Genomic DNA, 25,039 nt, shown 5'->3' with positions numbered 1-25,039 from the left:
GCGTGGCAGGCCGTGCGACAATGACGGCCCGTCTTTTATTACCGTATGCCCATGATCAAGCACACCATCCGCCTCGGCGACTGGGCCACCCTCGGCCCTGACGCCACCGCCATCCGTTTTGAAGTTTTCGTCGATGAACAGAAAGTGCCGGCCGAGATCGAACTCGACGATATGGATGCAGTCTGCCTGCACGCCGTCGCCTATGACGACGTTGGCAACGCCATCGGCACGGGCCGCCTATTACCAGATGGCCACATCGGCCGCATGGCCGTGCGCCAGCCGGGCCGCGGCACGGGCGTGGGCGGCGCCATTTTGACCTTGCTGATGGACAAGGCCCGCGAGCGGGGCGACAAGGCGGTGGTGCTGAACGCGCAAACCGTGGCCGCGCCATTCTATGCGCGCCACGGTTTCGTGCAGCAGGGGGAACAATTTGAAGAGGCGGGGATTGCGCATGTGGAGATGCGGCTGGTGTTCTAGGGTGTTGTCGGATTACGGCCTGCGGCCCAATCCGACCTACGCCTGTCGTTGCACGTAGGCCGGGTTAGCGCAAAGCGCGTAACCCGACACCACCAGCACCATCAGTTCTGCGCGTGGCTCTGACGCCATTTGTCCAGGATCACGGCCAGCACGATCACGACACCCTTGGCCACATACTGCCAGAACGACGACAAGCCCAGGATCGTCAAGCCGTTGTTCATCACGCCGATGATCAGGGCGCCGATGACGGTGCCCCAGACGGAACCCACGCCGCCCATCAGGCTCGTGCCGCCGAGCACGACGGCCGCGATGGCGTCGAGCTCATAGCCCGTGCCCCAGTTGCCGTTGGCCGCATACAGACGGCTGGCCGACATGGCGCCGCCCAGGCCGGCGAACAGGCCGCTGATCGTGTAGACAAACATCAGGACGAGGCCGACCTTGATGCCGGTCAAACGTGCCGCCTGGATATTGCCGCCGACGGCGTAGATATGCAGGCCCAGAGTCGTTTTGCGCAGGATGAACCACGTCAGCAGCACCACGGCGGCCGCCAGCCAGATCAGCCAGGGCACGGCCAGGAAGCTGCCGTTGCCCATCCATTCGAAGCTTGGGATTTCCGTGTTCAGCACGCTGGTGCCGTCGGCCAGCAGGTAGGCGGCGCCGCGCAGGGCCGTCATGGTGCCCAAAGTCACGACAAACGGGTTCAGGCCGACGAGAGCGACCAGCACGCCGTTCAGCGCGCCCAGCAGCAGGCCGACGATGAGGAAGGTGGGGATCGAAAAGCCGGCGAACTGGGCCGACAAGGACATCAGCATGCCTGCCACGGCCGAGACGGCCAGCACGGAACCGACGGACAGATCGATGCCGCTGGTCAGAATGACGAAAGTCATGCCGGACGCCAGCACGATGTTGATCGACACCTGGCGGAAGATGTTCATGGTGTTATTGCTGGTCATGAACGTCGACGTGCCGTCGGCCGAGAAATACACGGTCAGGCCATACATGGCCAGGTAGAGCACCACCAGCACGGGCAGCATGCCCAGGCGGCGCATCAGGTTCGAGGCATTGAAGGGTTCGCCGGCGCGCGCGGCGCCGCTGGTGGTACTCGTTGTCATGTTGATTCTCCTGAATAATTATGCTGATGCGTATTTTTATGCCGCTTCCAGATGGGTGGCATAGGCAAGGATTTTTTCCTGCGTGATATCGTCGCCCGTCACTTCGCCCGTCAAGCGTCCTTCGCACATCACCATCACGCGGTCGCAAATGCCGACCAGCTCGGCCAGTTCGCTGGAAATGCACAGAACGGCCGTGCCCGCGTCCGCCAACTGGTGGATGATCTTGTAGATTTCGCTCTTCGCGCCCACGTCCACGCCCCGCGTCGGTTCGTCGAGGATCAGCACCTTGGGCGCGATGGCCAGCCAGCGCGCCAGCAAGACTTTCTGCTGGTTGCCGCCAGAGAGCCCCCCGACGATGCCGTCCGGTCCCGACACTTTCACGTTGAGGTTGGCTATCGCCTCGCGCGTCAGCTGGGTCAGGGCGCCACGGTTGACGACGCCGGCCGTCGCATGCTTGGACAGGATATTCATCGACATGTTTTCCATGGCCGACAATTGCATGAACAGGCCCAGGCTCTTGCGGTCCTCGGGCAGGTAGCCGATGCCGTGGCGGATGGCCGCCAGCGGCCGCTGGATGTGCACTTCCTGGCCGTCGAGCCATACTTGTCCCGTTTGTTTCTTGTCGGCGCCGAAGATCAGGCGCGCCAGTTCCGTGCGGCCTGCGCCGACGAGGCCGGCAAGACCCGTCACTTCGCCCGCATGCAGGGTGAACGAGGCGGGCTTGACCTTGCCACCGCCCACGTTTTCCACGCGCAAGCGCTCGGCGCCTCGCGTGGTGCGCCGCTGGTGCGAATAAAAGTCGTCGGCGGGGCGGCCCACCATCATTTGCACGACTTTCTTTTGATCGAGTTCATCCTTGCCCAGCTCGCCCACATAGGCGCCGTCGCGCAGCACCGTGATGCGGCGCGCCAGGCGTTCCACCTCGGCCATGCGGTGGCTGATGTAGAGCACGGCCAGGCCCTTGTCGCGCTGCTCTTCGATGATGCGGAACAATTGTTCTGTTTCCCGGTCGGACAGGGCGGCAGTGGGCTCGTCCATGATCAGGATGCGGCTTTCGTGCACGAGGGCGCGGGCGATTTCCACCTGCTGCTGCTCGGCGATCGACAGGGTCGAGACCATGGTGTCGGCGTCGAAACGGGAGCCGAGGTCGGCCAGGATGGCGTTCGTGCGCGCGCGCATCTCGCCGCCCTTGACGGTCCAGAACGGTCCTTTCGGCTCGCTGCCCATGAAGACGTTCTGCGCCACCGTCATGTTCTTGGCCACGCTCAGTTCCTGGTAGATCAGGTTGATGCCCAGCGCGCGTGCCTCGCCCGGGTTGCGGATACGGATCGGCTTGCCGTCGAGAATGATTTCGCCCGCGTCCGGCGTGTACACGCCCGATAAAATCTTCATCAGGGTGCTCTTGCCGGCGCCGTTCTCGCCCATCACGGCATGGATTTCGCCGCTGCGCACCGTCAGGTGCACGCCGCGCAACGCGCGCGTGGCGCCAAAGCGCTTCTCGATGCCGCGCATTTCAAAAATAATATTGTCGCTCATGACTGTCCTTCCTTGCTGGTGAAACTGCTGCCCGCCCTTGGGCCAAGGCCGGGGCGGGCAACACGTGGTTCAGGTCAGGCAGATCAGTTCTTTACCCAGCCCGTGTAGGTGGCGACGTTTTCCTTGGTGATGGCCGGGGTCGGCAACAGCACCATCGTTTGTTTCGGCGTGCGGCCGTTCATGATGTCGTAGCCCATCTGCACGGCGTCGGTGGCCATGCGGTAGGGGTTTTGCGCCGAGGTGGCGGCAAACAGGCCAGCCTTGTTTTTCAGGGCGTTCTGGCCATCGGGCGCGCCATCGACGGCCGTGATCAGTTTCACGTCCGTGCGCTTCGATTGCTTGATCGCCAGTTCGGCGCCGATGCCCGTCGGATCGTTGATGGCGAACACGCCGTCGATCTTCGGATGGGCCGTCAGCAAGTTCGACATCACGGTCATGCCGCCGTCGCGGCTGCCGCCCGCGTTCTGGTTGTCGGACAGGATCTTGATATCCTTGAACGCGGCCAGGGTTTTCTTGCAGCCGTTGACGCGGTCGATCACGGACGTGACCGGCGGGCCATTGAGAATCACGACATTGCCCTTGCCGCCGATCTGCTTGGCCAGGTAGGCGCACGACACGTCGCCCGCCATGGTGTTGTCGGACATCACGGTGGCCGACGCGCCCACGGCGCCCACGTCGACGGCGATCACGACCACGCCCGCATTGCGCGCTTTCTTGATGGCCGGGGCGATGCCCTTGGAATCGACGGCGTTCAGGATGATGATGTCGGTCTTGTTGGCAATAAAGTTTTCAATCTGGTCCACCTGGGTGTTCAGGTCATACTTGCTCGACACCGTGGTGACTTTCACGCCAGGGCCGCCCAGTTTTTTCGCGCTTTCTTCCGCGCCGCGGCCGATGGCGACAAAAAACGGGTTGGCCAGGTCGCCCACGCTCACGCCGATGGATTTCAGCGGTTTGTCGGCGGCGAAAGCGCCGCAGGCGGCGGACAGCAACAGGGAGGCGGTAATGACTTTTTTCATGAGGATCTCCAAGGGTTTTTATTGTCAAAAAAAAACGGTGCTACGGGTGAAACTTATTGATTGCGTAATTTCTCGATCATGGCGTCCAGCTTGCCCGCATCGACGGCAAAGCCGCGGATGCCTTCGGCCAGCTTTTCGGTCGCCATCGCTTCGTCGTTCAAGGCGTAGCGGAAAGCGGCCTCGTCATATGTGACGGCCGGCTGCGCCGCACCCGGGTCGGCGCCCAGGGCGCGCTCGAACGGCGCGTCGGATGCTTCGAGTTTCGCCAGCAGGTCCGGGCTGATGGTCAGCAGGTCGCAGCCGGACAGGGCCGTGATCTGCCCCACGTTGCGGAAGCTGGCACCCATCACTTGCGTGGCGATGCCATGTTGTTTGTAGTAATTGAAAATGCGCGTGACCGACTGTACACCCGGATCGTTGGACAGGCTGCGCGCCGCTTCGTCCCATGCGGCGCCCATCGATTTCTTGTGCCAGTCGTAGATGCGGCCCACAAACGGCGAAATCAGGCGCACTTTCGCATCGGCGCAGGCGACGGCCTGGCAAAACGCGAACAGCAGGGTCAGGTTGCAAAAGATGCCGTCTTTTTCCAGCTCGCGCGCCGCCTGGATGCCTTCCCAGGTGGCGGCGACCTTGATCAGCACGCGCTCGCGGCTGATGCCGGCTTGCTCATACAGGGCGATCAGGCGGCGCCCGCGGGCCACGGTGGCGTCGCGGTCAAAGCTCAAACGGGCATCGACTTCCGTCGACACGCGGCCCGGCACCACTTTCAGGATTTCCAGGCCGAAGCGCACCAGCACCTGGTCGACGATATCGTCCAGCGATGCATGCCTGTGGGCGGCGACCGTGCTTTCCAGCAAGGGCGCGTAATCGGGCTGCAGCACGGCTTTTAAAATCAGCGACGGGTTGGTGGTCGCGTCTTGCGGCGCGAAGCGCGCCAGTTGCAGGAAGTCGCCTGTGTCGGCGACGACGGTGCTGTACTGTTTTAGTTGTTGCAGCTGATTCATTACTATTCCTTATCACTGAGTTGGTGCAAGGCTTGCACGGCGGGAAACAAGCTACGGTAGCGGCCGTAACGGATGCTCAAGGCTGCGCTGTGCGCGGCATCGGGCAGGAAAGTGTTTTTGATGGGCAAGCTGGTGGACAGCAACTGGCGCTGGCCGATGGCGGCAAAGCCCAGCTTGGCCGCGCCCAGGCTGGCCGACAGTTCGCTGTTGTGCAGGGTGCGCATCTCGCGGCCCAGCACATTGGCCAGCAACTGTGCCCAATACTGGCTGCGCGCGCCGCCGCCCACCAGCATGCAGTGGGGAACGACGGCGCCCGTCGACGTGACGGCCGCCATGGCGTCGCGCAAGGCAAAGGCCACGCCTTCGAGCACGGCATAGCCGAGCTGCGCCGGCGTGCTGTCGTGGCCCAGCTGCAGAAAGGCGCCGCGCACTTGCGGATCGTTATGCGGCGTGCGCTCGCCCGACAGATACGGCAGGAACAGGGGCGCGGACGGCGCGATGGGAGCGTCGAGCGGCAAGCCCGTTTCCACGAGGGCCAGCAGGGCTGCCTCGTCGGGCTGGCCCAGCACGCCAGTGGCCCAGCGCAGGCAGCTGGCGCCCGACAGGATCGCGCCCATCGCATACCAGCGGCCGGGCAGGGCATGGCAAAAGCTGTGCACGCCGCCGGCCGGGTTGCCCAGAGGCGCTTCGGTGACGGAAACGATGGCGGCGCTGGTGCCCAGCGAAATGAAACTGTCACCGCCATTGACGGCGCCGATGCCCACGGCCGAGACGGGGTTGTCGCCGCCACCGGCCGCCACCACGACGTCCGATGGCAAGCCGAGCTTGTCTGTCACGGCGGCCAGCACGGTGCCCGTGGCCGCATCGCCTTCGGCCAGCGCCGGCATCTGTTCCTGCGCCAGGCCGCAGGCGGCCAGCATGGGAGCGAACCAGGCACGCTTGGCCTCGTCCAGCCACAGGGTGCCGGCCGCGTCGGACATGTCGGTGACCTTGTTGCCCGTCAAGCACAGGCGCAGATAATCCTTGGGCGACAGCAGGCAGGCGATGGCGGCAAAAGCGTCAGGCTCGTGCGTTTGCAGCCACAGCAGTTTCGGCGCCGTCAGGCCCGCCATGGGCAGGCTGCCCGTCACGTCCGCATAGGCGGGATAGTCGCGCGCCAGACTGGCCGCTTCGGCTTCGGCGCGCGCATCGTTCCACAGGATGGCCGGGCGGATCACAGCATCGTTGGCGTCGAGCAATACGGCGCCATGCATCTGGCCCGACAGGCCGATGCAGGCGATCTGCGCGTACTCCTGCGGCCAGCCGGCGCGCAGCTGGCCCAGCGCGCTGACGCAGGCGGCCCACCAGTCCTGCGGCGCTTGTTCGGACCAGCCCGGCTGCGGGCGGCTGGTATCGATGCGCACGGAAGCCTGGCCGCGCACGGTGCCGGTGCTGTCCATCAGCACGGTTTTCAGTTCGGAGGTACCGAGATCGATACCGAGGGAAATCGCTGGATGCATATTGGTTTGCTGTAAAAGGTCAGGGACAGCCGCAGGAATTGCGCACGCGCAAGGTCGGCGACAAGCGCTGCACGTGCCGGGCGCGGCCCGGGTTGGCGATACGCTCGATGAGCAGGTCGACGGCCATGGCGCCCAGCTCTTCCAGGGGCTGCGCCATCACGGTCAAACGGGGGCTGAAGTAATCGGCCCAGTCGAAATCATCGAAGCCGGCCAGGGACACGTCTTGCGGCACCGCGATGTGCGCGTCGCGCAAGGCGTGCATGGTGCCGATGGTCATCAGGTTATTGCCGGCCACGATGGCCGTCGGGCGCTGCGGCAGTGCCAGCAATTCGCGCGTGGCCGCGCCGCTGCGCTCGAGGTTGGAGTCGCCGGAGCGCAGCAGCGCCGGATCAAAGGCGATATTGGCCCGCTGCAAGGCCAGGCGGTAGCCTTCGATACGCTCGTCCGTCGTGGACAGGCCCGGTGCGCCCGCGATGAAGCCGATGCGGCGGTGGCCGTGGACGGTGATCAGGTGGCTGACCAGTTCGGCCGTCGCCTCGATATTTTCCACGCCCACCTGGTCGAACGGTTGCGCCGACATGCGGTCGACCAGCACGGAAGCGATCTTGTTGCTGGTCAAATAGTCGAGGGTACGATGGTGCGTGTCGCCCGACGGCGCCAGCACGATGCCGTCGACCCGGCGCTGGTGCAAGTTCTGCACCACTTTGAGCTCCTGCTCGGGATCGTCATGCGTATCGGAAAACAGCATCATCAGGCCATGGCGCGTGCAGGCCGCCTCGATGGCGCGCACGGTTTCGCTGAAGTAATGATTGGTGAAGGCGGAAATGGCCACGCCGATGGTGCCAGAAGAAGAACCGGCGAGGGCGCGCGCCAGCATGTTCGGCACATAGCCGATCTGCTGCATGGCCGCGTTGACGGCGGCGACGGTTTTCGGGCTGACCTTGCGGGTGCCGTTGAGTACGTGCGAGACGGTCGACAGCGATACGTCCGCCGCCCGCGCTACATCTTCCATGGTGGCCATGGTGTCTCCTGATGGTTTTATTCTTATTGTGTGCTGCGATTGAGTACGGCTGTGTCGCCGCGTTTGAATCTATCGTAAACAAAAGAAAGCGCTTGCGCAAGCGCTTTCTTTTTTTGCGCGCCAATCTTTTAGCGAGACAAGGGACGATGAACCGGAGAGTAGAGACGGTGGTGCATGGGGTCTGACCCGGCGGGTCAGACCCCAGTATTGGCTTATTGAATCACCAGCTCATGCAGTTCGCCGGGCGAATCGGGGAACAATTTGACGACCGTGGACGTGCGCGTGCCGTAGCCCGGCGTTTCGATGCAGACGGCGGACAGCACGCGCTCGAGGTCGAGCGGCACGCCCGTGTCCGGCAAGCGGAAGTCGGGCGCGCGCGTGGTGTCTGCCAGCATGTCGAAATACGCTTCATCGGGCGCGCCCTGGCACAGCAGGCTGGCGAACTGGGCCTTGGTCTTCAGGACCTTCGGCCACGGCGCGTCGAGCAGAGCGTTCGACAGGCCGTAGATGCCTGGCTCCAAAGGCTGGCCATTGCGCGCATCGCCATCGCCGCGGTTGGAAAACCAGATCAGGGTATCCGCGTCACCGAGCACCAGATTGAAACCGTTGTAGGCACCGCTGCCGGGGCGGATTTGCGCGATGTAGTCTTGCGGCGACATGTTGCCGGCCAAATAGTCGGCCACCAGGGCGCCGCGCGAGGGGGCGTCCGGGTTGCGGTCTTGCGGGCTGCGAATGTTCGTGATGGCGGCAAAGCGCGAGCTGCCGCTGCCGGCCTGGGTGATGCCCATCCAGCTGCCGCCCGCTTGCAGGTCGCGGCCCGCATACACTTGCGGGTGTTCGGGCCAGGCGCCGGCGGGGGCGCTGGCGCGTTCATAGAATTCGTCGCGGTTGGCGGCGGCAATCAGCGGGATGTGCGGATTGACTTTCCAGGCAAAAACGATCAGGCACATGGAGGCAAATCCATGAACACTTCCGTATGGCGCGCGCCGGCCGTCAGGGACAGCAAGCCCGCTTCCTCGGATGCGCTGGCCAGCAGCTCCGTAAAACCTTCGCCGACGACGGGGTAGATTTCCATCCACGTCTGCAAGCCATCCTTGCTGTCAGGACGGCGCTTCAGTTGGGGCGCCACGCCGGAGGCGGCCGCCAGTTTCGCCTGCATGGCGCGGACCCGGGCTTCCAGCGCCTGGGCGTGCTCTTCTTTTACCTGATAGTAAACGTACAGATCTTTCATGGCATTCTCACAAGTCGAGTGCGTCGAGCACGTAAGGCATGGGCAGGAACTGCACGGCAGCGCCCTGGGCCGAGCCGTAGCGTACGGCGCCGGCGGCGCTTGAACCTTCTTCGATCGCCCCCAGCTTCATTTCAACGAGGGCGTCGATGCCACCGCTGCCGTTGGGTGCGGCGTTGACGACCATGCCGCACGGTTGCTCGGGGTCGCTGACGGCGAACAGTTCGCCGCCGGCCACCACGGAGGGATCGGCGATGCTGACGAGGGTGGTGCGGCGCTTGAGCTTGCCCAGATACTGGCTGCGCGCGACGATTTCCTGGCCCGGGTAGCAGCCTTTCTTGAAGTTGACGCCGCCCAGCAGCTCGAAGTTGACCATTTGCGGCACGAATTGCTCTTGCGTGGCGGCCGTGATCTGCGGGATGCCCGCATGGATCTCGGACAATTGCCAGGCGTCATTGCCACCCTTGGCGAGAGTTTCGGCCAGCTGCGGCCACACGTTCTGCGCCGTGGCGGCCGACGTCAGCCATTGATAGCGGGCGCTGCCGAACGCATCGGCCACGCGCAGCAGGGTGCCCAGTGCATGCTCGACCTTGCTGAACGGCGTGGAGGGCAACACCGGGAACCAGGCGGACAGGGCCGCGCCGGCTTGCTTGCCACCGAGGCCCAGGACGGCTTGATTGGCATCATCCGCGGACGCATCGTGCAGCTTGGCCTTGGCGCGTAGCACGAACATTTGCAGCCGCTTCTGAATCGCCGGCTGTATGGCGCGCGGCAATTGCAGATAAATGGTGGTGGCGTTGCGCCACATCAGGAAACTGGCCAGCAGGCGGCCTTTCGGCGTGCAGTAGCCGGCCAGGCGCACTTGCTCCTGGTTCAGGTGCTCCACGTCGTTGGTCAGCTGGCCGTGCAGGAAACTGGCTGCATCGTCGCCGTTTAAACCGATCAAGCCCTGGTCCGTGATGGCCGCGACAAAACCTTCTTGCAGCTGGGGCACTGTCAGGGACTGGCCGAAATCAGCGACAGGGGAGTTTGCGGTGCCGTCAGGCGCGCCATCGGCGGCAACGGGGCGGGCGCCTTGAGCGGTTAAAAATTGATTCCAGTTATTCATAATTTCCATTAGATCAGCGATTAAGCATTATCATTACGGGTTCATTATAGTGATGTCGCGCAAATTGCGTCGGCAGCGGCAAGATTGCCAGTGTTGGCGCCGCTTTGCGCGCACTTGCTTCACAAATGAACGATCATAACAAGCGCGCGCTGCCTGCCAGCGAGCGCATCACAAGAATCGGAACAATGGCTTTCTTTAAAAAACTTGTAGTCAGTTCAGTCATCGCCGCCATCGGCGTCGGCGGTACTTTTGTGTACTGGGCGCAGCAGCCCATCACCACGGACGGCGAAGCGATCCCGTTTACGATCAGCCCGGGCAGCGGCGCGCATGCGGCCGGCCAGCAGATCGCGGACGCGGGCGTGCCCATCGTGCCCATCCTGTTCAACATGCTGGCGCGCATCGAAGGCAAGACTTCGAAGATCAAGGCCGGTTCCTACGAGCTGAAACCGGGCACGACGCCGCAGCGTCTGATCACGCAGCTGGCGCGCGGCGAGTTCGCGCAAGAGTCGCTGACCATCATCGAAGGCTGGACCTTCAGGCAGATGCGCCTGGCGATGGCCAATCATCCCGGCCTCAAGCACGATACCGTGGGCCTGTCCGACAAGGAGCTGATGGCGAAGATCAGCCCCGAATATGTGCTGCCGGAAGGGTTGTTCTTCCCGGACACGTATCTGTTCGCCAAGGGCGCCAGCGAAATGCAGATTTTCAGGCAGGCGCACACGGCCATGATCGGCCGTTTGTCCGAAGCGTGGGACAAGCGCGATCCGGCCTTGCCATATAAAAACCCGTACGAAGCGCTGATCATGGCTTCCATCGTGGAAAAGGAAACGGGACAAAAGTCCGAGCGCGCCATGATCGCCGGCGTGTTCGTCAACCGCCTGAAGACGGGCATGCTGCTGCAGACGGACCCGACCGTGATCTATGGCATGGGCGACAATTACCAGGGCAAGATCCGCAAACGCGACCTGGAAGCGGACACCCCGTACAATACCTACACGCGCGGCGGCTTGCCGCCCACGCCGATCGCCCTGGCTGGCGCGCAATCGCTGACGGCGGCGCTGGCGCCGGCCCGCACGCAAGCGCTGTATTTCGTCGCGCGCGGCGACGGCACCAGCCAGTTCTCGGCCAACTTGCCCGACCATAACCGCGCCGTGAACCAATATCAGCGTTAATATCATCACAAGATTAAGAGTTTCATGACCCAACACCATCAACCCCGCTTCATCACCTTCGAAGGCATCGATGGCGCGGGCAAGTCGACGCATATCGGCTTTGTTACCGACTACCTGCGGCAAAGGGGCGTGAGCCTCGTCTCGTCGCGCGAACCGGGCGGCACCAGCCTGGGCGAAAAGCTGCGCGAACTGCTGCTGCATGAAAAAATGCATCTGGAAACGGAAGCCTTGCTGATGTTCGCCAGCCGCCGCGAACACATCGCGCAAGTCATCGCACCCGCTTTGGCGCGGGGCGAGTGGGTCATTTCCGACCGCTTTACCGATGCCAGCTTCGCCTACCAGGGCGGCGGCCGCGGCATGGACTTGGGCAAGATGGAGGCGCTGGAAGCGTGGGTGCATCCGCACTTGCAGCCGGACCTGACGTTCTTGTTCGACGTGCCGCTGGCCGTGGCCCGCGCCCGCCTGGACGCCACGCGCGCGCTCGACAAGTTTGAGCAGGAGCAGGCGGACTTTTTCGCCGCCACGCGCAACGAGTATCTGCGCCGCGCGGCCCAGTTCCCGGAACGCTTCCGCATCATCGATTCCACGCAAAGCATCGCCGACATTCAAGTGCAGCTCGCGCAGCTGCTTGATGCTTTGCTCGAACAAAGCTCTGTAACACGCTGATTTACAAAGAATAAAATGACCAGTTCTCTCTATCCGTGGCAACAGGACGCCTGGCAGCAATTGCAAGCCTTGCGCCCGCGCATGCCGCACGCCATTTTGTTCCATGGCGCGCAGGGCATCGGCAAGGCCGACTTCATCGAGCATTTCGCGCAAGCGCTGCTGTGCGAAGACGTGCGCGCCGACGGCCATGCCTGCGGCGTTTGCGCCTCGTGCGGCTGGTTTAGCCAGGGCAACCATCCCGATTACCGCCGGGTCCGTCCGGAAGCGCTGGAAGACGAGGTGGCCGACGACGGCGAAGACGGCGAAGGCGCGAAGAAAAGCGCCAAGACCAAGACGCCGTCGAAAGACATCAAGATCGAGCAGATCCGCAACCTGGCCGACTTCATGAACATTTCCACGCACCGCCAGGGCTTGCGCGTGGTGGTGCTGTATCCGGCCGAAGCGCTGAACACGCCCGCCTCGAACGCCTTGCTGAAGACGCTGGAAGAGCCGCCGCCGGGTACCTTGTTCCTGCTGGCCTCGAACAGCCTGGACCGCTTGCTGCCGACGATATTGTCGCGCTGCAGGAAATTTGCCTTGCCCATGCCCAGCCACGAGCAAGCCTTGACGTGGCTCAAGCAACAAGGCTTGAACGACGCGGACAGCTGGCTGCGCGAGCAGGGCGGCGCGCCGCTGGCCGCGCTGGCCCAGTCCGAGTCGGGCGGCCGCGAAGAGACGGAACAGTTGCTGCAAGTGCTGGCCAATCCCGGCGTCGAAGCGGCCCTGAAGGCGGCCGACAAATTGCAGAAGGCGCCGCTGGCGCCGCTGGTGGCATCGCTCCAGCGCTGGCTGTACGATGTGTTTTCCGTCAAATTGTCGGGCACCATCCGCTACTACCCGCGCCACCGGCGCGAACTGGAAGCGCTGGCGGGACGCATCAACGTCAGCCGTCTGATGGCCGCCATCAAGGCAGCGAACGAGCGCCGGGCGATTGCCGAGCACCCCTTGTCGCCCAAGCTGTTCTTGGAAGACATGCTGCTCGATTACGCTTCCAGTTGCCAATAAAATCAATAGTTTATGGTGCTGAGTTAATGTAAATTCTCTCTTCGCCGTTTGGTGTTACGGTCAAAGCAGTGGACAGCAATGGAGGCGTGCATGAAACGAGTCACTGGTATCGGCGGCATCTTTTTCCAGGCGCAAGACCCGGCCGCGCTGCGCGCCTGGTACCAGCGCCACCTGGGCCTGGACGTGCAGCCGTGGGGCGGCGCCGCCTTTAGCTGGGCGGATGCGGACGGCCAGCCCACGGCCGGCACCACCATCTGGTCCGTGGCAGGCAGGGACAGCGAGCAATTTGCGCCAGGCAAGGCTTCCTTCATGATCAATTACCGGGTTGACGACCTCGATGCGCTGCTGCAAGCCCTGCGTGACGAAGGCTGTGAGGTGCTGGACAAGGCGCCCGATTCGGAATACGGCCAGTTCGGCTGGGTCATCGATCCAGAAGGCAACAAGGTGGAGCTGTGGCAGCCGCCACAGGGGCAGTAGGCGGAACCTGCCTCGTTCAGCGATAATACCGGCTCAGATAACGATCCCTATTTATTATGCGCGACATTATTGCTGGATTCCTACGCTTTCAAAAAGAGGTTTTTCCTGAGCGCCGCGAGTTGTTCAAGACCCTGGCCACGGGGCAAACCCCGAAGGCCCTGTTCATTTCCTGCTCGGACAGCCGCATGGTGCCGGAACTGGTGACGCAGCGCGAACCAGGCGAACTCTTCGTGATCCGCAACGCGGGCAACATCGTGCCATCGTATGGCCCGGAACCGGGCGGCGTCAGCGCCACGGTCGAATTTGCCGTGTCCGCCTTGAACGTGAGCGACATCGTCATTTGCGGCCATTCCGATTGCGGCGCGATGAAGGCTATCGCCACCTGCGCCTGCCTCGATCACATGCCGGCCGTGCGCAGCTGGCTGCACCATGCCGATGCGGCGCGCATGATCAACGAATCGGTCGACCATCCGACGGAACAGTCGCGCATCGATGGCATGGTGCGCGCCAACGTGGTCGCGCAACTCAATAACCTGCGCACCCATCCTTCGGTGGCGCTGGCCATGGCGCAACACCGGCTGACCCTGCACGGCTGGGTGTACGACATCGAGAACGGTTCCCTCGACGCGCTCGACGAGTCGACCGGCAACTTCGTTCCGCTCGCGGAACATCCGGCCTCGCAGATGTAGGCCGCTGCAAGCCTCCGAACCGCCCCGGCAGGGGATGCGCGCCGCCGCCGTTCCCCCTGCCAGTTTTTGCTCCCTCCGGTACAATCCCGCCTTATGTATATCGATTCCCATTGCCATATCAATTTCCCCGAGCTGGCCGCTCGCATGCCCGAGATCCTCGCCAAGATGGCCGAGAACAAGGTGACGCACGCGCTGTGCGTGTCCGTCGACTTGCCGGACTTCCCGCAGGTGCTGGCCCTGGCCGAGCAGTATCCGCATATCTTTGCCTCCGTCGGCGTGCATCCCGACTACGAAGACACGCCTGAACCGTCCGTGGAAGACCTGGTGCGATTGGCGGACCACCCGAAGATCATCGCCATTGGCGAGACGGGCCTCGATTATTTCCGTTTGACGGGCGACCTCGAGTGGCAGCGCGAGCGTTTCAGAACTCACATCAAAGCTTCAAGAATCACGCGCAAGCCCTTGATTATTCACACAAGAGCGGCCAGTGAAGACACGATACGCATCATGCGCGAAGAGGGCGCCGGCGTGGCCGATGGCGGCGTGGCCGGCGTCATGCATTGCTTTACGGAATCGCTGGAAGTGGCGCGCGCCGCCATAGCCATGGGTTTCTATATTTCCTTTTCCGGCATCGTCACGTTCAAAAGCGCCAAGGATTTGCAGGCCGTGGCCCTGGAAGTGCCGCTCGAGCGCATCCTGATCGAAACGGATTCGCCGTATCTGGCGCCCGTGCCGTTCCGCGGCCGCATGAACGAACCGGGCTATGTAGCCCACGTGGCGGAATACCTGTCGACCCTGAAAGGCATCCCTTTGGACCAGGTGGCGCGCCAGACGACGGATAATTTCTTCAAGTTATTCAATCAGTTGCCATAACTTTTTAAGGTCAGACATGATGAAAAAACTCGCGCTGGCGATGCTGCTGTGCTGCGCCGCCGCCAGCCAGGCGGCGCCCGAACCGGATGCTTTTTTCCGCGCCGTGTCCGTCAACAACGCCAGCGGCGTGCGCGACATGCTGGCTGAGGGCATGAACCCGAACCAGCCCGACGCGCAACGCGGCGACATTCCCCTCGTGCTGGCCTTGCGCGACGATGCGGACAAGGTGTTCAAGGTGCTGCTCGACGCACCCGGCATCGACATCGAAGCCCGTTCGTCCAACGGCAACACGGCGCTGATGATGGCCGCCTATAAACACAAGCAGGATGCCGTGGAAGCCTTGCTGGCCAAAGGCGCCAAAGTCAACCAGAGCGGCTGGACGGCGCTCCACTATGCGGCTTCGGCGGGCGACCTGCCCATCATGAAGATCTTGCTCGACCGCGATGCCGCCGTCGATGCGCGCGCGCCCGCCAACGTCACGCCGCTGATGTTTGCCGCCCGCGAGGGGCAGGAGGGCGCCGTCAAACTGCTGCTGTCCTGGGGCGCGGATGCCAGCCTGAAAAGCGACCATGGCTGGACGGCCGCGCAGTTCGCCCAGGCCGGCGACAAGCCTGGCGTGGTTGCCATCATCGAAGCGGCGCAGAAGGCGCGCGCGGCACGCAAGTGATGTTCTAATTTCAATACTTTCCATGCCAGCGCTGAAACTGGCATGGAATTGCCTCTCACCTCAGCCCTTTGTTCTCCGTGCCGATTAACGATAATGATCGTGTCGCATTAATCAGGAGATTTTTCGCATGGGCAATCACATCAACGTCAGGCGCCGGCTGGTTTGTCGCCGCCCCTCGCGCAGCCCGTGCGATAACACTGCTTTCTGGAATGACAAAACCGATCGGCCATCGGAGCCAGACTCCAAGAGGACAGACATGCTGAATGAACGAGAAATCGAGAGTTGTTACCTGGGGCAATTTATCCCCGTCCATTACCACCACAATATGTTGATGGACCAGAACCGCATGCACGGGTTCAAGTCGGCGATCGATTACGCGGTGAAGCCTGGCATGAAAGTGCTGGAGCTGGGCGGCGGCACGGGCGTGCTGTCGTGGTTTGCGGCCGCGCGCGCCGACAAGGTGTGGTGCGTGGAGTTCAATCCGGACATGGTCAAGGAAGCGCGCAAGATGCTGGCGCTCAATCCCAACGGTGAAAAAGTCGAAGTCGTCCACGCGGACGCGTTTGAATACCTGCCGCCCGAGCCCGTCGACGTGGTCATCTGCGAAATGATTCATGTGGGCATGCTGCGCGAAAAGCAGGTGGAAGTGATCGAATCGTTCAAGCGCCGCTACCTGGCCCGTTTCGGCGGCCCGCTGCCCATCTTCCTGCCCGAGGCCGTCATCATGGCCGTGCAGCCGATGCAGCAGGAATACGATTTCGAGGGTTTTTATGCGCCCATCGTGCAATTCCAGGAAACCACGGCCATTCACCCTGGCGTGCAGGAGCTGGCGCCGCCGTCCGTCTACAGCATCATCGACTTCAGCCAGCCGACGGACAGCGTGTTTGGCTTCGACGGCAAGTTCGTCGTCGAGCGCAGCGGCACCTTGAATGCCTTGCGTTTCGTCACCAAGAACATCCTGGCCGTCGTGCCTGAGCGCTCGACCACCATCGACTGGCTGAACCACTACATGTGCTTGCCGCTGGCCACGCCGATCGCCGTGAAGGCGGGCGACGTACTGCAAGTGAGCTTCCAGTACCGTGCCGGCGGCTCGATTCCTTCGCTGGAAACGTCGATCCGCGCGCAGGTGATCTATGACGTGAACCTGCAGCCTGTCACGCAGAACGCCGTCTACGCCTGACCAGCTGACCAAACCTGCTGCGCGTCGCGATTTGCGGCCTGCGATGCTCACCGGCTCGGCGCCCCCGTACTAAAGTACGGTTGCGCTTCTTAGCCACAACTCACTGCCGCTCGCGACGGTTTTGTCAGCCGTTCGAAACCAAATTTGGGCAACGCCGCAGCGATTTCATCCTGCGGCGTTTGTCCATTCAGGGTATATTTCGTCTTTTACCCAATGGACAGCTTTACTATCATGGAACAGATCGATCAGCGTTACCTCGTGCAACAGAACAAAATCAGCGATGGCGAGACCAAACCGCCCGTGTTTGCCAAGGTAATGCGCAGCAAGGAAGGCGTGTTTGAAGGCGTGTCCTTCATCAAGTCGAAGGACAAGGCCTCCATCCTGACCATCGAAGATGCCAACCAGGCCATCAAATGGGCCACCAGCAAGAAGCCGAACGCGCATGAATACATCACGAAAGTGATTTGCGTCGGTCAATAAAGGCGCCGTTCATTCCCGTTTTTGCACCGTTCATCCCCCCAGCACGCAGTTCATCGCACGGCCGTTGCCGCCGTGGCGGCGCTTGCATATAGTGGCCTCACGGTAGCGGGGCAAGCATGGCTTGCTCCGCACATTTCATTCTAGGGGGACGCGATGCTGGGATTTGTGCTGTGGCTGCTGCTTTTGCTCGTATGCTGGCCCCTGGCCTTGCTGGCCCTCGTGTTGTATCCGCTGGCCTGGCTGCTGTTGCTGCCGTTCCGTTTGATCGGCATCGGCGTGGAAGGCGTGTTTGAATTGCTGCGCGCCATCGTCATGCTGCCGGCCCGCGTGCTGGGCGGCGGCCCGCGATAAACCAGATATTTCCCATAAAAAATGGCGCCGTCGGCGCCATTTTTGTTTGCGGTACTGCTTAGCTTACAGGTCGACCATGAAACCGGCGCCGATCGATTTCTGCGAATAGTTGTAGTCGATCAAGCTCTGGCCATAGCCGGAGAACAGTTGCAGATAGCCTTTCAGGTTGGCCTTCAAAGGGAAAGCCCAGCTTGCCTGCATGGAGCCATGCTTCTTGCTGAAATTGCGGCGGGCCGTCACGGCATACTCGTGGCCCTTGTTGCGGTAGCTCACGCGCAAGTCGCCATGCCCCAGGTAATCGGTGATGTCGATATTGTCATTGTCGGTCTTGCCATTGTCGAGGCGGTGCCAGACACGGGCCGTGACAGCCAGATTGTCTTTTTCCATGCCCAGCTCGGCATACACGCGGTTCCAGCTGCGCGACAGGGTCGATGTCTGACCGTTGGACTGGTGCACGAGGCCGAAGTTCAGGTAATTGAATTCCACACCCGCGAAATTCTTGTTGATCGGCATGATCAGCATCAGTTCCGGCTGGTAATTGGTCTCGCGGAACGGGCTCGAGGCCTTGCGGTTATACGCTTGCCAGAAACTTTGCTGCGTGTAGCCGAACCACATGTCGAGCGGCGTGCCGGCGATGTCTTCCAGCAGCTTCATCTTGAAGCTCAGCTGGAATGTCAATTCCACATGCTGGCTCTTGATGCCGGCCGGCGTGAAATCCTGGAACGGCTCGTCGTTGGACGCATCGCTGTAATTGGCCAGCAGCAGATAGGTGTCGCGGTGCGGGCGGAAGTTGAACAGGCCCCGTTTCGAGGCCTCGTTGAGTTCCCACGATTGCTGTGTGCGCGAAATCGGCGCTTCCGGCGGCGCCGCGCCTGTCTGTGCGACGGCGGGAATGGCTGCGTTGACAGCGTCCGGCGTGGCCACGCCAGGCGGACTGACGGGAGTGATGGGGGCGGCCTCGGCTGCCGCTGCCAGGGTGACGGCCGCGGTGGCGGAATCACCGCCGGCCGCGATGGTGGCTTTTTCCGCCGCCTTGGCCAGGGTGTCGAAGCACCCCAAACGGGCGCTGGCGTCGCCAAGCACGGCGCAACGCTGCATTTGCTGTTCCAGTTCACCGGCCATGGCCAGCGCCGGCGATGCCAGCAGGGAAGATAGGATTATTTTTCTTAGTTGGATAGTCATAGGCTGAGTAGGGCATGTCGTTCGGTGCGCACCTTGGCTGCATGCCGGCGGCGTCGCCTTGCATGGTAATTACCATGCGTATTGATGCTGATTAATCTTTGTTGATTTAATACTGATGAAAGTATAGCTGAATCGTTCATTTCCCCTGTGTCCTTGGCGTGCGCACGACGGACAGTGTTGTGCGCTTGGTAAACGGCACGCTGCCGTGCCGGCCAAATCGATGTCTGCTACACTGGAAAACCGGGTGCCGGGGCTAGCCATGGAGATTGTGATGACCCGCAAAACACCTATCGAGCGCTACCGCAACATCGGCATCAGCGCCCATATCGACGCCGGCAAGACCACCACCACCGAGCGCATCCTGTTTTATACGGGGGTCAATCACAAGATCGGCGAAGTGCACAATGGCGCCGCCACCATGGACTGGATGGAGCAGGAGCAGGAACGGGGCATCACCATCACCTCGGCGGCCACCACGGCCTTCTGGAAAGGCATGGCCGGCAACTTTCCCGAGCACCGGATCAACATCATCGACACGCCCGGCCACGTGGATTTCACGATCGAGGTCGAGCGCTCGATGCGCGTGCTCGACGGCGCCGTGATGGTGTATGACGCCGTCGGCGGCGTGCAGCCGCAATCCGAGACTGTCTGGCGCCAGGCCAACAAATACCACGTGCCGCGCATCGCCTTCATCAACAAGATGGACCGGGTGGGGGCCGATTTCCTGCGCGTGCGCCAGCAGATCGCCGAGCGCCTGAAGGGCGTGGCCGTGCCCATCCAGCTGCCGATCGGTGCCGAAGACCATTTCACGGGCGTGATCGATTTGCTGAAAATGCGCGCCATCACCTGGGACGACGCCAGCCAGGGCGTGCAGTTCAGCTATGGCGAGATTCCCGCCGAGCTGCTGGCGCAGGCGCGGCAGTGGCATGAGCACATGGTCGAACACGCGGCCGAAGCCAGCACGGAAATGACGGAACGCTACCTGAATGGCGACACGTTTACGGAAGCCGAGCTCAAGCAGGCCTTGCGCGCGCGCACCATCCGCAACGAGATCGTGCCCATGCTGTGCGGCAGCGCCTTTAAAAACAAGGGCGTGCAGGCCATGCTCGACGCCGTCATCGAATACCTGCCGTCGCCCATGGAAGTGCCGCCCATCATGGGCCATGACGAGCACGACAACGAGGTGGAGCGCCATCCGACGGACGACGAGCACTTTGCCGCGCTCGCCTTCAAGATCATGACGGACCCGTTCGTGGGGCAATTGACCTTCTTCCGCGTGTATTCGGGCGTGGTGAACTCGGGCGACATGGTCTACAACCCCACCAAGAGCGCGCGCGAACGGCTGGGGCGCATCCTGCAGATGCATGCGAACGAGCGCAAGGAAATCAAGGAAGTGTATGCGGGTGACATCGCCGCCGCCGTGGGCCTGAAAGCCGTCACCACGGGCGATACCCTGTGCGCCATCGACCACATCATCGTGCTGGAAAAGATGATCTTCCCGGAACCCGTGATTTCCCAGGCGGTCGAACCGAAGACCAAGCCTGACCAGGAAAAGATGGGCATCGCCCTGAACCGCCTGGCGCAGGAAGACCCGTCGTTCAGGGTCCATACGGACGAGGAATCAGGCCAGACCATCATGTCGGGCATGGGTGAGCTGCATCTGGAAATTCTGGTCGACCGCATGCGCCGTGAATTCGGCGTGGAAGCCAATGTCGGCAAGCCGCAGGTGGCTTACCGCGAAACCATCACGCGCGCGGTGGAAGACGTGGAGGGCAAGTTCGTCAAGCAATCGGGCGGGCGGGGCCAGTACGGCCACGTGGTGCTGAAACTCGAGCCGCTGGAGCCGGGCACCGGCTACCAGTTCGTCGACGCCATCAAGGGCGGCGTCGTGCCGCGCGAATTCATCCCCGCCGTCGACAAGGGCATCGTCGAAACCTTGAAGTCGGGCGTGCTGGCCGGCTACCCGGTCGTCGACGTCAAGGCGACCCTGACCTTCGGCTCCTACCACGATGTCGATTCGAACGAAAACGCCTTCCGTATGGCCGGCTCCATCGCCTTCAAGGAGGGCATGCGCAAGGCCCATCCCGTGCTGCTCGAACCGATGATGCAGGTGGAGGCGGAAACGCCGGAAGAGTTCATGGGCAACGTCATGGGCGACCTGACGGCCCGCCGCGGCATGGTGCAGGGCGTCGACGACATCCCCGGCGGCGCGGGCCGCATCGTCAAGGCCCTCGTGCCGCTGGCCGAAATGTTCGGTTACTCGACAACGCTGCGTTCGCTGACACAGGGCAGGGCCACGTACACGATGGAATTCAAGCATTATGCGGCCGTGCCCAAGCATATTCTCGACCAGGTGGCGGCGGGCAAAGCGAAGTAGGTCGGATTAGCGGGGCCGCCGAGGTAGGGCAAGCCCTGCGTAATCCGACACCATTGTTGGCCAAAGCCGCTGGTGATGGTGTCGGCTTACGCGCTGTGCGCTAACCCGACCTACGCTCAAGATGGCGTACGGGCCTTTCCCATTTTCGGCGTCACTGGTACATTAACTGCCAGTCCACCAACACAGGAGAGAGCATGGCCACCGCAGAACAGAAGCAGGAAGGACAGCACCGCGACAGTAGCGACTTTGTCATCACGCAAACCTTCGACGCGCCGCGCGAACTGGTGTTCCGCTCGTGGGTCGAACCGGAGCGCCTGGCCCAGTGGTGGGGGCCCGTCGGTTTCGAATTGAGCGTGCTGGCGCTGGATCTCAAGCCGGGCGGAGTTTTCCACTACGGCATGCGTGCGGACAATGGCTATGAGATGTGGGGCAAGTTCACCTACCAGTCTATCGAAGCGCCTGAACGCATCGTTTCCATCCTGTCGTTTGCCGACAAGCAGGGGAACGCCGTGCAGCACCCCGTCAGCGCTACTTGGCCGCTGGAATCGTTCAATGTCATGACGCTTAGCGAAGAGAACGGCAAGACGACGATGACGTTGAGGTCGACGCCGCACAAGGCGACGGATGAGCAGCATGAGACTTTCAAGCAGGGGTTTGAGTCGATGACGCAGGGGTTCAAGGCGACGTTTGCCCAGCTGGCGCAGTACCTGGCGCGTGTTCAGTAAGTTTGTATTGAATGGCGGGCCAGAGCCGCGGGCCTGAGAAAACGGCCATGGCTGCGTTGCTTGGGCTCGCCGTACTCATCGTACTGTCTTCGCCCGCGCGCCTTGCCCTGGCCATTTTTCAGGCCCGCTGGGCCCGGGGAGCCTGGGTTGGAGGCAGTAGCCTATTCGGCTTGGTCTTGTGTTTGGTGTTTGAAAGGCTTTTTTCGCCCCGAATGCTAGATGTTCACTGGTTGTGTGGCGCTTGAAATGGCGTAGAACTGGCTTTATTTCAAACGAGTAGAAATCGCATGTCAGTCATTAGTGCGAAACGGCTGCTTACTACTCGATACATTAAAACAAGCACAATATGCCGGGCGTGTTGGAGCGTCGAACGATTTTAATGTGTTAAATTCTAACCTATTCGTGATAATTTTAGAATTCTCAATAATCTACCAATATAGGAATATATGGCTGCCAAAGCACCTAAAAAATCTAGACTCCCTAGTGTCCCTGTATCGGCAGATACTACTGAGGAAATAAAAACAAAGATGACTGCGGAAGAGCTTCCACATGCTATAGGCGCGTTATTTGAACTAAATAATTATCAAGTTGAATATGGGAAAAAAATTCATGGATCTGAAATAGATATAGTTGCCACATCGAGAACCGACTTTCTCGCACCTGTGGTTTATATTGAGGCAACAGTGCAATATGTGGATGTAATAAAGTATGGGAAGGATCTTACGAAATTTTCTCTTGTAAGAACTATGGATCAATCCTGCAAGTGTATATCTATATCAACTGCGGGCTTTACTCCTGATGTAGAGGAGCGGGCTGCAAAAACAAATATAATCACACAGACATATGATCAAATTTTCTCAAAATTTGAGAATTTTTCTTCATATATTAATCAAGTTTTAGGAAATTCATCTGTTCAACAATTAGTTAGTACATATGAAGAACCTTATTTCAAGGACGCAAGTGGAGAAGTTCTTGCAAGTGACTGGTTAACGCAATGGCGAGATGGGAAAACAGATAAATCAAATTGGCTAGTTATCTTGGGTGAATACGGAACAGGAAAGACGGCATTAACGTTAAAGTTGCAATTCGATTGGATAAAGGACTACAAGGAAAATCCTAAATCCCCTATAATAATCAGGATTGAGCTTCGTAATTTTAACAAGCAATTCGATGCGCGTTCGTTGATACATCATTTTTTAGACAATAATAAACTTGGACATCTTCCGATTGACTTTGTATTTCATTTAATTAGAAGCCGACGTATACTTTTGATACTTGATGGGTATGATGAGATGGCTCAATTTCTTAATGCGCGTGAACGGCGGTCTTGTTTAGGTGCTTTAGCCGAATTGGCATCAGAGGGGGCAAAAGGGATATTGACAAGTCGACCAAATTACTTCACGGAATCGGAAGAGTTAAATGTTTTTGAGGCACTGTACTCCACGATTGAGAAAAACAAATATTACGTTAGTCAAATTGACAAAATCTACATTGCTGGAGAAAAATCAATTGATTCTTTATTAAATTCCTATCTAATTAATAGAAATGAGCGGTATTTACGCGACCTTAGTCAAGAGCAGACAATCGCATTAGTTCAGCGCAAACTTTCAGGAGATCCAGCCGGCCAAAAAATCGTACTGGATTTGCTTAAGAAAGTATTTCGCGAAGAGCGGGATGGTCGTAGACAATTATCAGGAAAGCCAGTAATCATTTCCTATCTTCTTGAACTTATTGAAGAACTCAGAAATGACGAGGATGATCAAAATTTAGAAATATTGACTGAGTGGCAAATATATAAACTTATTGTTGATAGATTAATGTTGAGGGATTTGCAGCGTTCTCCCATGCTCGATCCTCAACTTCGTCGTGAGGGACTCCAGAGGGTTGCTATTCGTCTTTCAGGCCGCTCTGCGACTACAGGGACGGAAGAAATATTTCTTGAAATAATTGACGATTTATTTAAAGTAGAACTTCGTCGTATGTCTGCGGAGGAGCGACGTTCTCGTAGAGATACATTATTTCAGGACATCAGAAGTTCATCCACGCTTACCAGGGCAGAAGGTGCGTCCGGATGGATCTTCTCGCACGCATCCCTGCGTGAGTATCTTGTGGCAGAAGCTGCAGTTGCGAGTATCTTGAGCCGAAATCCTATTGAAATTGATTTTCCGATTTCGATGGCAATGAGATCTTTTGTTTCTTCTCTTTCGTTAAAAAATGCTCGGTCTTACATTGAAATACTAAGTGAGATTTGGATAGCGAGATCAAACTATTCGTTGGGTAGCTACATATCTCTTAGTTGGGATTTATTTAAAGTAAGCGAAGGTGGGATGCTTCAGAGCTTAAGAAGAATTTCTGGAAATACTTATAATTTTCGTTCGTCTACATTAAAAAATATTGATTTTGCAAAGCTTGATTTTGGAGCTGCTCCGGTTGTTTTAAATATGTCAGATTGCGACTTGGTTGAAATTTCATTCAAAGAAATAAACTTATCCGGAAGTAGTTTTAATGGGTCGACGCTAGATCAAGTGTCTTATACTTCATGCGACCTTTCGACTTGTAATTTTAGAGGTGCTTTTTTATTTGAATGCGATTTTGGTGACTCAATAGTGTGTGGTTCTGATTTTACTGATTTAGATAAGGATTCTAGTTTTACGGTAAAAATCGGAGTAAATATAGCAATTCTAACTGGCAAATCTGCAATTGGCTATCTGAATTTCAATGGGGGAATTACGAATAGCATTGAGCCATATTATATACTCGAGCATCATCCGAAATTTTCAATTGTGATAAAAATATGTGAACATATTACTGAGCAAAAAAACAGTCAGCTTCGTGGACTGACTCAGCGAGGCGTCGCAACTAATGACCCTAATTTTGCACGAGATTTTGTGGATTATTTGAAGCAAAATGGGCTTATTGCTGTCGATAAAAAAGATCTTGTTTCGGCTACTACCCTAGGGCGGGCACAGTTAACTCGATTGGTTGATCATAAAGAAATGCCCAGTATAATTGAAAAATTTCTATCTGGATTACGCTGATTCTAAAAAATTGGTTTAATATCGGTAAAGCAATTTAATTGTTTTTGGATTTCTAAAAATACTCATTCTATTTTGTGGTTTTTATGCGAGATATTTTTTAAAACACAAACTCTT

24 protein-coding genes are annotated in these 25,039 nt (G+C 59.4%); 14 read left to right on the top strand and 10 right to left on the bottom strand.

What is annotated here, in order from left to right:
• Nucleotides 1-51: 51 nt before the first annotated feature.
• A complete protein-coding gene (locus IGS55_RS03630; protein WP_230516036.1) occupies nucleotides 52-477 on the top strand; it encodes a GNAT family N-acetyltransferase in 426 nt (141 codons plus the stop codon).
• A gap of 101 nt (nucleotides 478-578) precedes the next feature.
• On the opposite strand, the gene IGS55_RS03625 is transcribed toward IGS55_RS03630, so the two are convergent.
• From IGS55_RS03625 to ygfZ, 9 genes are all read right to left on the bottom strand, one after another.
• Nucleotides 579-1,589 (bottom strand): ABC transporter permease subunit, encoded by a 1,011-nt coding sequence (locus IGS55_RS03625; RefSeq protein WP_034756126.1) that lies wholly within the window; start codon nucleotides 1,587-1,589, stop codon nucleotides 579-581.
• A 36-nt stretch (nucleotides 1,590-1,625) separates the two neighbouring features.
• Entirely contained in the window at nucleotides 1,626-3,125 is a 1,500-nt protein-coding gene (locus IGS55_RS03620; protein WP_230516035.1) for a sugar ABC transporter ATP-binding protein, read from the bottom strand.
• An 83-nt stretch (nucleotides 3,126-3,208) separates the two neighbouring features.
• Nucleotides 3,209-4,144 carry an ABC transporter substrate-binding protein gene (locus IGS55_RS03615; RefSeq protein WP_077404737.1) on the bottom strand — a complete coding sequence of 312 codons (936 nt, stop codon included), beginning with the start codon at nucleotides 4,142-4,144 and terminating at the stop codon, nucleotides 3,209-3,211.
• A 53-nt stretch (nucleotides 4,145-4,197) separates the two neighbouring features.
• Nucleotides 4,198-5,148 carry a transaldolase gene (gene tal / locus IGS55_RS03610; RefSeq protein WP_230516034.1) on the bottom strand — a complete coding sequence of 317 codons (951 nt, stop codon included), beginning with the start codon at nucleotides 5,146-5,148 and terminating at the stop codon, nucleotides 4,198-4,200.
• 2 nt (nucleotides 5,149-5,150) lie between these two features.
• A complete protein-coding gene (gene xylB, locus IGS55_RS03605; protein ID WP_442908141.1) occupies nucleotides 5,151-6,635 on the bottom strand; it encodes a xylulokinase in 1,485 nt (494 codons plus the stop codon).
• A gap of 31 nt (nucleotides 6,636-6,666) precedes the next feature.
• Nucleotides 6,667-7,668, bottom strand: a complete 1,002-nt coding sequence (locus IGS55_RS03600) for a LacI family DNA-binding transcriptional regulator (protein WP_230516032.1) — start codon at nucleotides 7,666-7,668, stop codon at nucleotides 6,667-6,669.
• Nucleotides 7,669-7,880: 212 nt separating this feature from the next.
• The gene (locus IGS55_RS03595) at nucleotides 7,881-8,618 is read right to left on the bottom strand and encodes an NRDE family protein (protein ID WP_046682751.1); all 738 of its coding nucleotides are present in this window, start codon (nucleotides 8,616-8,618) and stop codon (nucleotides 7,881-7,883) included.
• A complete protein-coding gene (locus tag IGS55_RS03590) occupies nucleotides 8,609-8,899 on the bottom strand; it encodes a DUF4936 family protein (protein ID WP_139089143.1) in 291 nt (96 codons plus the stop codon). The genes IGS55_RS03595 and IGS55_RS03590 overlap by 10 nt, the downstream gene beginning before the upstream one ends.
• 7 nt (nucleotides 8,900-8,906) lie before the next feature.
• Entirely contained in the window at nucleotides 8,907-10,013 is a 1,107-nt protein-coding gene (gene ygfZ / locus IGS55_RS03585) for a CAF17-like 4Fe-4S cluster assembly/insertion protein YgfZ (RefSeq protein ID WP_230516031.1), read from the bottom strand.
• A gap of 176 nt (nucleotides 10,014-10,189) precedes the next feature.
• Between ygfZ and mltG the strand changes: the two genes are divergently transcribed.
• The 10 genes from mltG to IGS55_RS03535 all read left to right on the top strand — a co-directional run bounded on the left by mltG (nucleotide 10,190) and on the right by IGS55_RS03535 (nucleotide 17,603).
• Nucleotides 10,190-11,176, top strand: a complete 987-nt coding sequence (gene mltG, locus IGS55_RS03580; protein ID WP_219309337.1) for an endolytic transglycosylase MltG — start codon at nucleotides 10,190-10,192, stop codon at nucleotides 11,174-11,176.
• A 24-nt stretch (nucleotides 11,177-11,200) separates the two neighbouring features.
• On the top strand, nucleotides 11,201-11,842 hold the full coding sequence (gene tmk / locus IGS55_RS03575) for a dTMP kinase (RefSeq protein WP_230516030.1): 642 nt from the start codon (nucleotides 11,201-11,203) through the stop codon (nucleotides 11,840-11,842).
• Between the two features lie 15 nt (nucleotides 11,843-11,857).
• Nucleotides 11,858-12,886, top strand: coding sequence for a DNA polymerase III subunit delta' (locus tag IGS55_RS03570; protein ID WP_230516029.1), 1,029 nt, complete (start codon nucleotides 11,858-11,860; stop codon nucleotides 12,884-12,886).
• Nucleotides 12,887-12,976: 90 nt separating this feature from the next.
• A complete protein-coding gene (locus IGS55_RS03565; RefSeq protein ID WP_230516028.1) occupies nucleotides 12,977-13,363 on the top strand; it encodes a VOC family protein in 387 nt (128 codons plus the stop codon).
• Nucleotides 13,364-13,419: 56 nt separating this feature from the next.
• On the top strand, nucleotides 13,420-14,052 hold the full coding sequence (locus tag IGS55_RS03560; RefSeq protein ID WP_034756156.1) for a carbonic anhydrase: 633 nt from the start codon (nucleotides 13,420-13,422) through the stop codon (nucleotides 14,050-14,052).
• 93 nt (nucleotides 14,053-14,145) lie between these two features.
• Nucleotides 14,146-14,925, top strand: a complete 780-nt coding sequence (locus IGS55_RS03555; RefSeq protein WP_230516027.1) for a TatD family hydrolase — start codon at nucleotides 14,146-14,148, stop codon at nucleotides 14,923-14,925.
• Between the two features lie 16 nt (nucleotides 14,926-14,941).
• Nucleotides 14,942-15,592 carry an ankyrin repeat domain-containing protein gene (locus IGS55_RS03550; protein WP_230516026.1) on the top strand — a complete coding sequence of 217 codons (651 nt, stop codon included), beginning with the start codon at nucleotides 14,942-14,944 and terminating at the stop codon, nucleotides 15,590-15,592.
• A gap of 256 nt (nucleotides 15,593-15,848) precedes the next feature.
• The gene (locus tag IGS55_RS03545; RefSeq protein WP_046682741.1) at nucleotides 15,849-16,772 is read left to right on the top strand and encodes a methyltransferase domain-containing protein; all 924 of its coding nucleotides are present in this window, start codon (nucleotides 15,849-15,851) and stop codon (nucleotides 16,770-16,772) included.
• A 231-nt stretch (nucleotides 16,773-17,003) separates the two neighbouring features.
• Entirely contained in the window at nucleotides 17,004-17,252 is a 249-nt protein-coding gene (locus IGS55_RS03540) for a hypothetical protein (protein WP_034756165.1), read from the top strand.
• 153 nt (nucleotides 17,253-17,405) lie between these two features.
• On the top strand, nucleotides 17,406-17,603 hold the full coding sequence (locus tag IGS55_RS03535) for a hypothetical protein (RefSeq protein WP_128143192.1): 198 nt from the start codon (nucleotides 17,406-17,408) through the stop codon (nucleotides 17,601-17,603).
• Nucleotides 17,604-17,666: 63 nt separating this feature from the next.
• Here IGS55_RS03535 and IGS55_RS03530 read toward each other — a convergent pair whose 3' ends face one another.
• Nucleotides 17,667-18,725 carry a phospholipase A gene (locus IGS55_RS03530; protein ID WP_034756171.1) on the bottom strand — a complete coding sequence of 353 codons (1,059 nt, stop codon included), beginning with the start codon at nucleotides 18,723-18,725 and terminating at the stop codon, nucleotides 17,667-17,669.
• A 331-nt stretch (nucleotides 18,726-19,056) separates the two neighbouring features.
• Here IGS55_RS03530 and fusA point away from each other — a divergent pair, with 331 nt between their 5' ends.
• The 3 genes from fusA to IGS55_RS03515 all read left to right on the top strand — a co-directional run bounded on the left by fusA (nucleotide 19,057) and on the right by IGS55_RS03515 (nucleotide 24,925).
• Nucleotides 19,057-21,162, top strand: a complete 2,106-nt coding sequence (gene fusA / locus IGS55_RS03525) for an elongation factor G (protein ID WP_230516025.1) — start codon at nucleotides 19,057-19,059, stop codon at nucleotides 21,160-21,162.
• Between the two features lie 194 nt (nucleotides 21,163-21,356).
• Nucleotides 21,357-21,887 carry an SRPBCC family protein gene (locus IGS55_RS03520; protein ID WP_230516024.1) on the top strand — a complete coding sequence of 177 codons (531 nt, stop codon included), beginning with the start codon at nucleotides 21,357-21,359 and terminating at the stop codon, nucleotides 21,885-21,887.
• A gap of 446 nt (nucleotides 21,888-22,333) precedes the next feature.
• The gene (locus tag IGS55_RS03515) at nucleotides 22,334-24,925 is read left to right on the top strand and encodes an NACHT domain-containing protein (protein WP_230516023.1); all 2,592 of its coding nucleotides are present in this window, start codon (nucleotides 22,334-22,336) and stop codon (nucleotides 24,923-24,925) included.
• Nucleotides 24,926-25,039 lie beyond the last annotated feature (114 nt).

Origin of the sequence: Janthinobacterium sp. EB271-G4-3-2 (assembly GCF_020858035.1) — a bacterium.
GTDB classification, from domain to species: Bacteria; Pseudomonadota; Gammaproteobacteria; order Burkholderiales; family Burkholderiaceae_D; genus Janthinobacterium; species Janthinobacterium aestuarii.
This window is presented reverse-complemented; position numbering and strand designations above follow the sequence as displayed.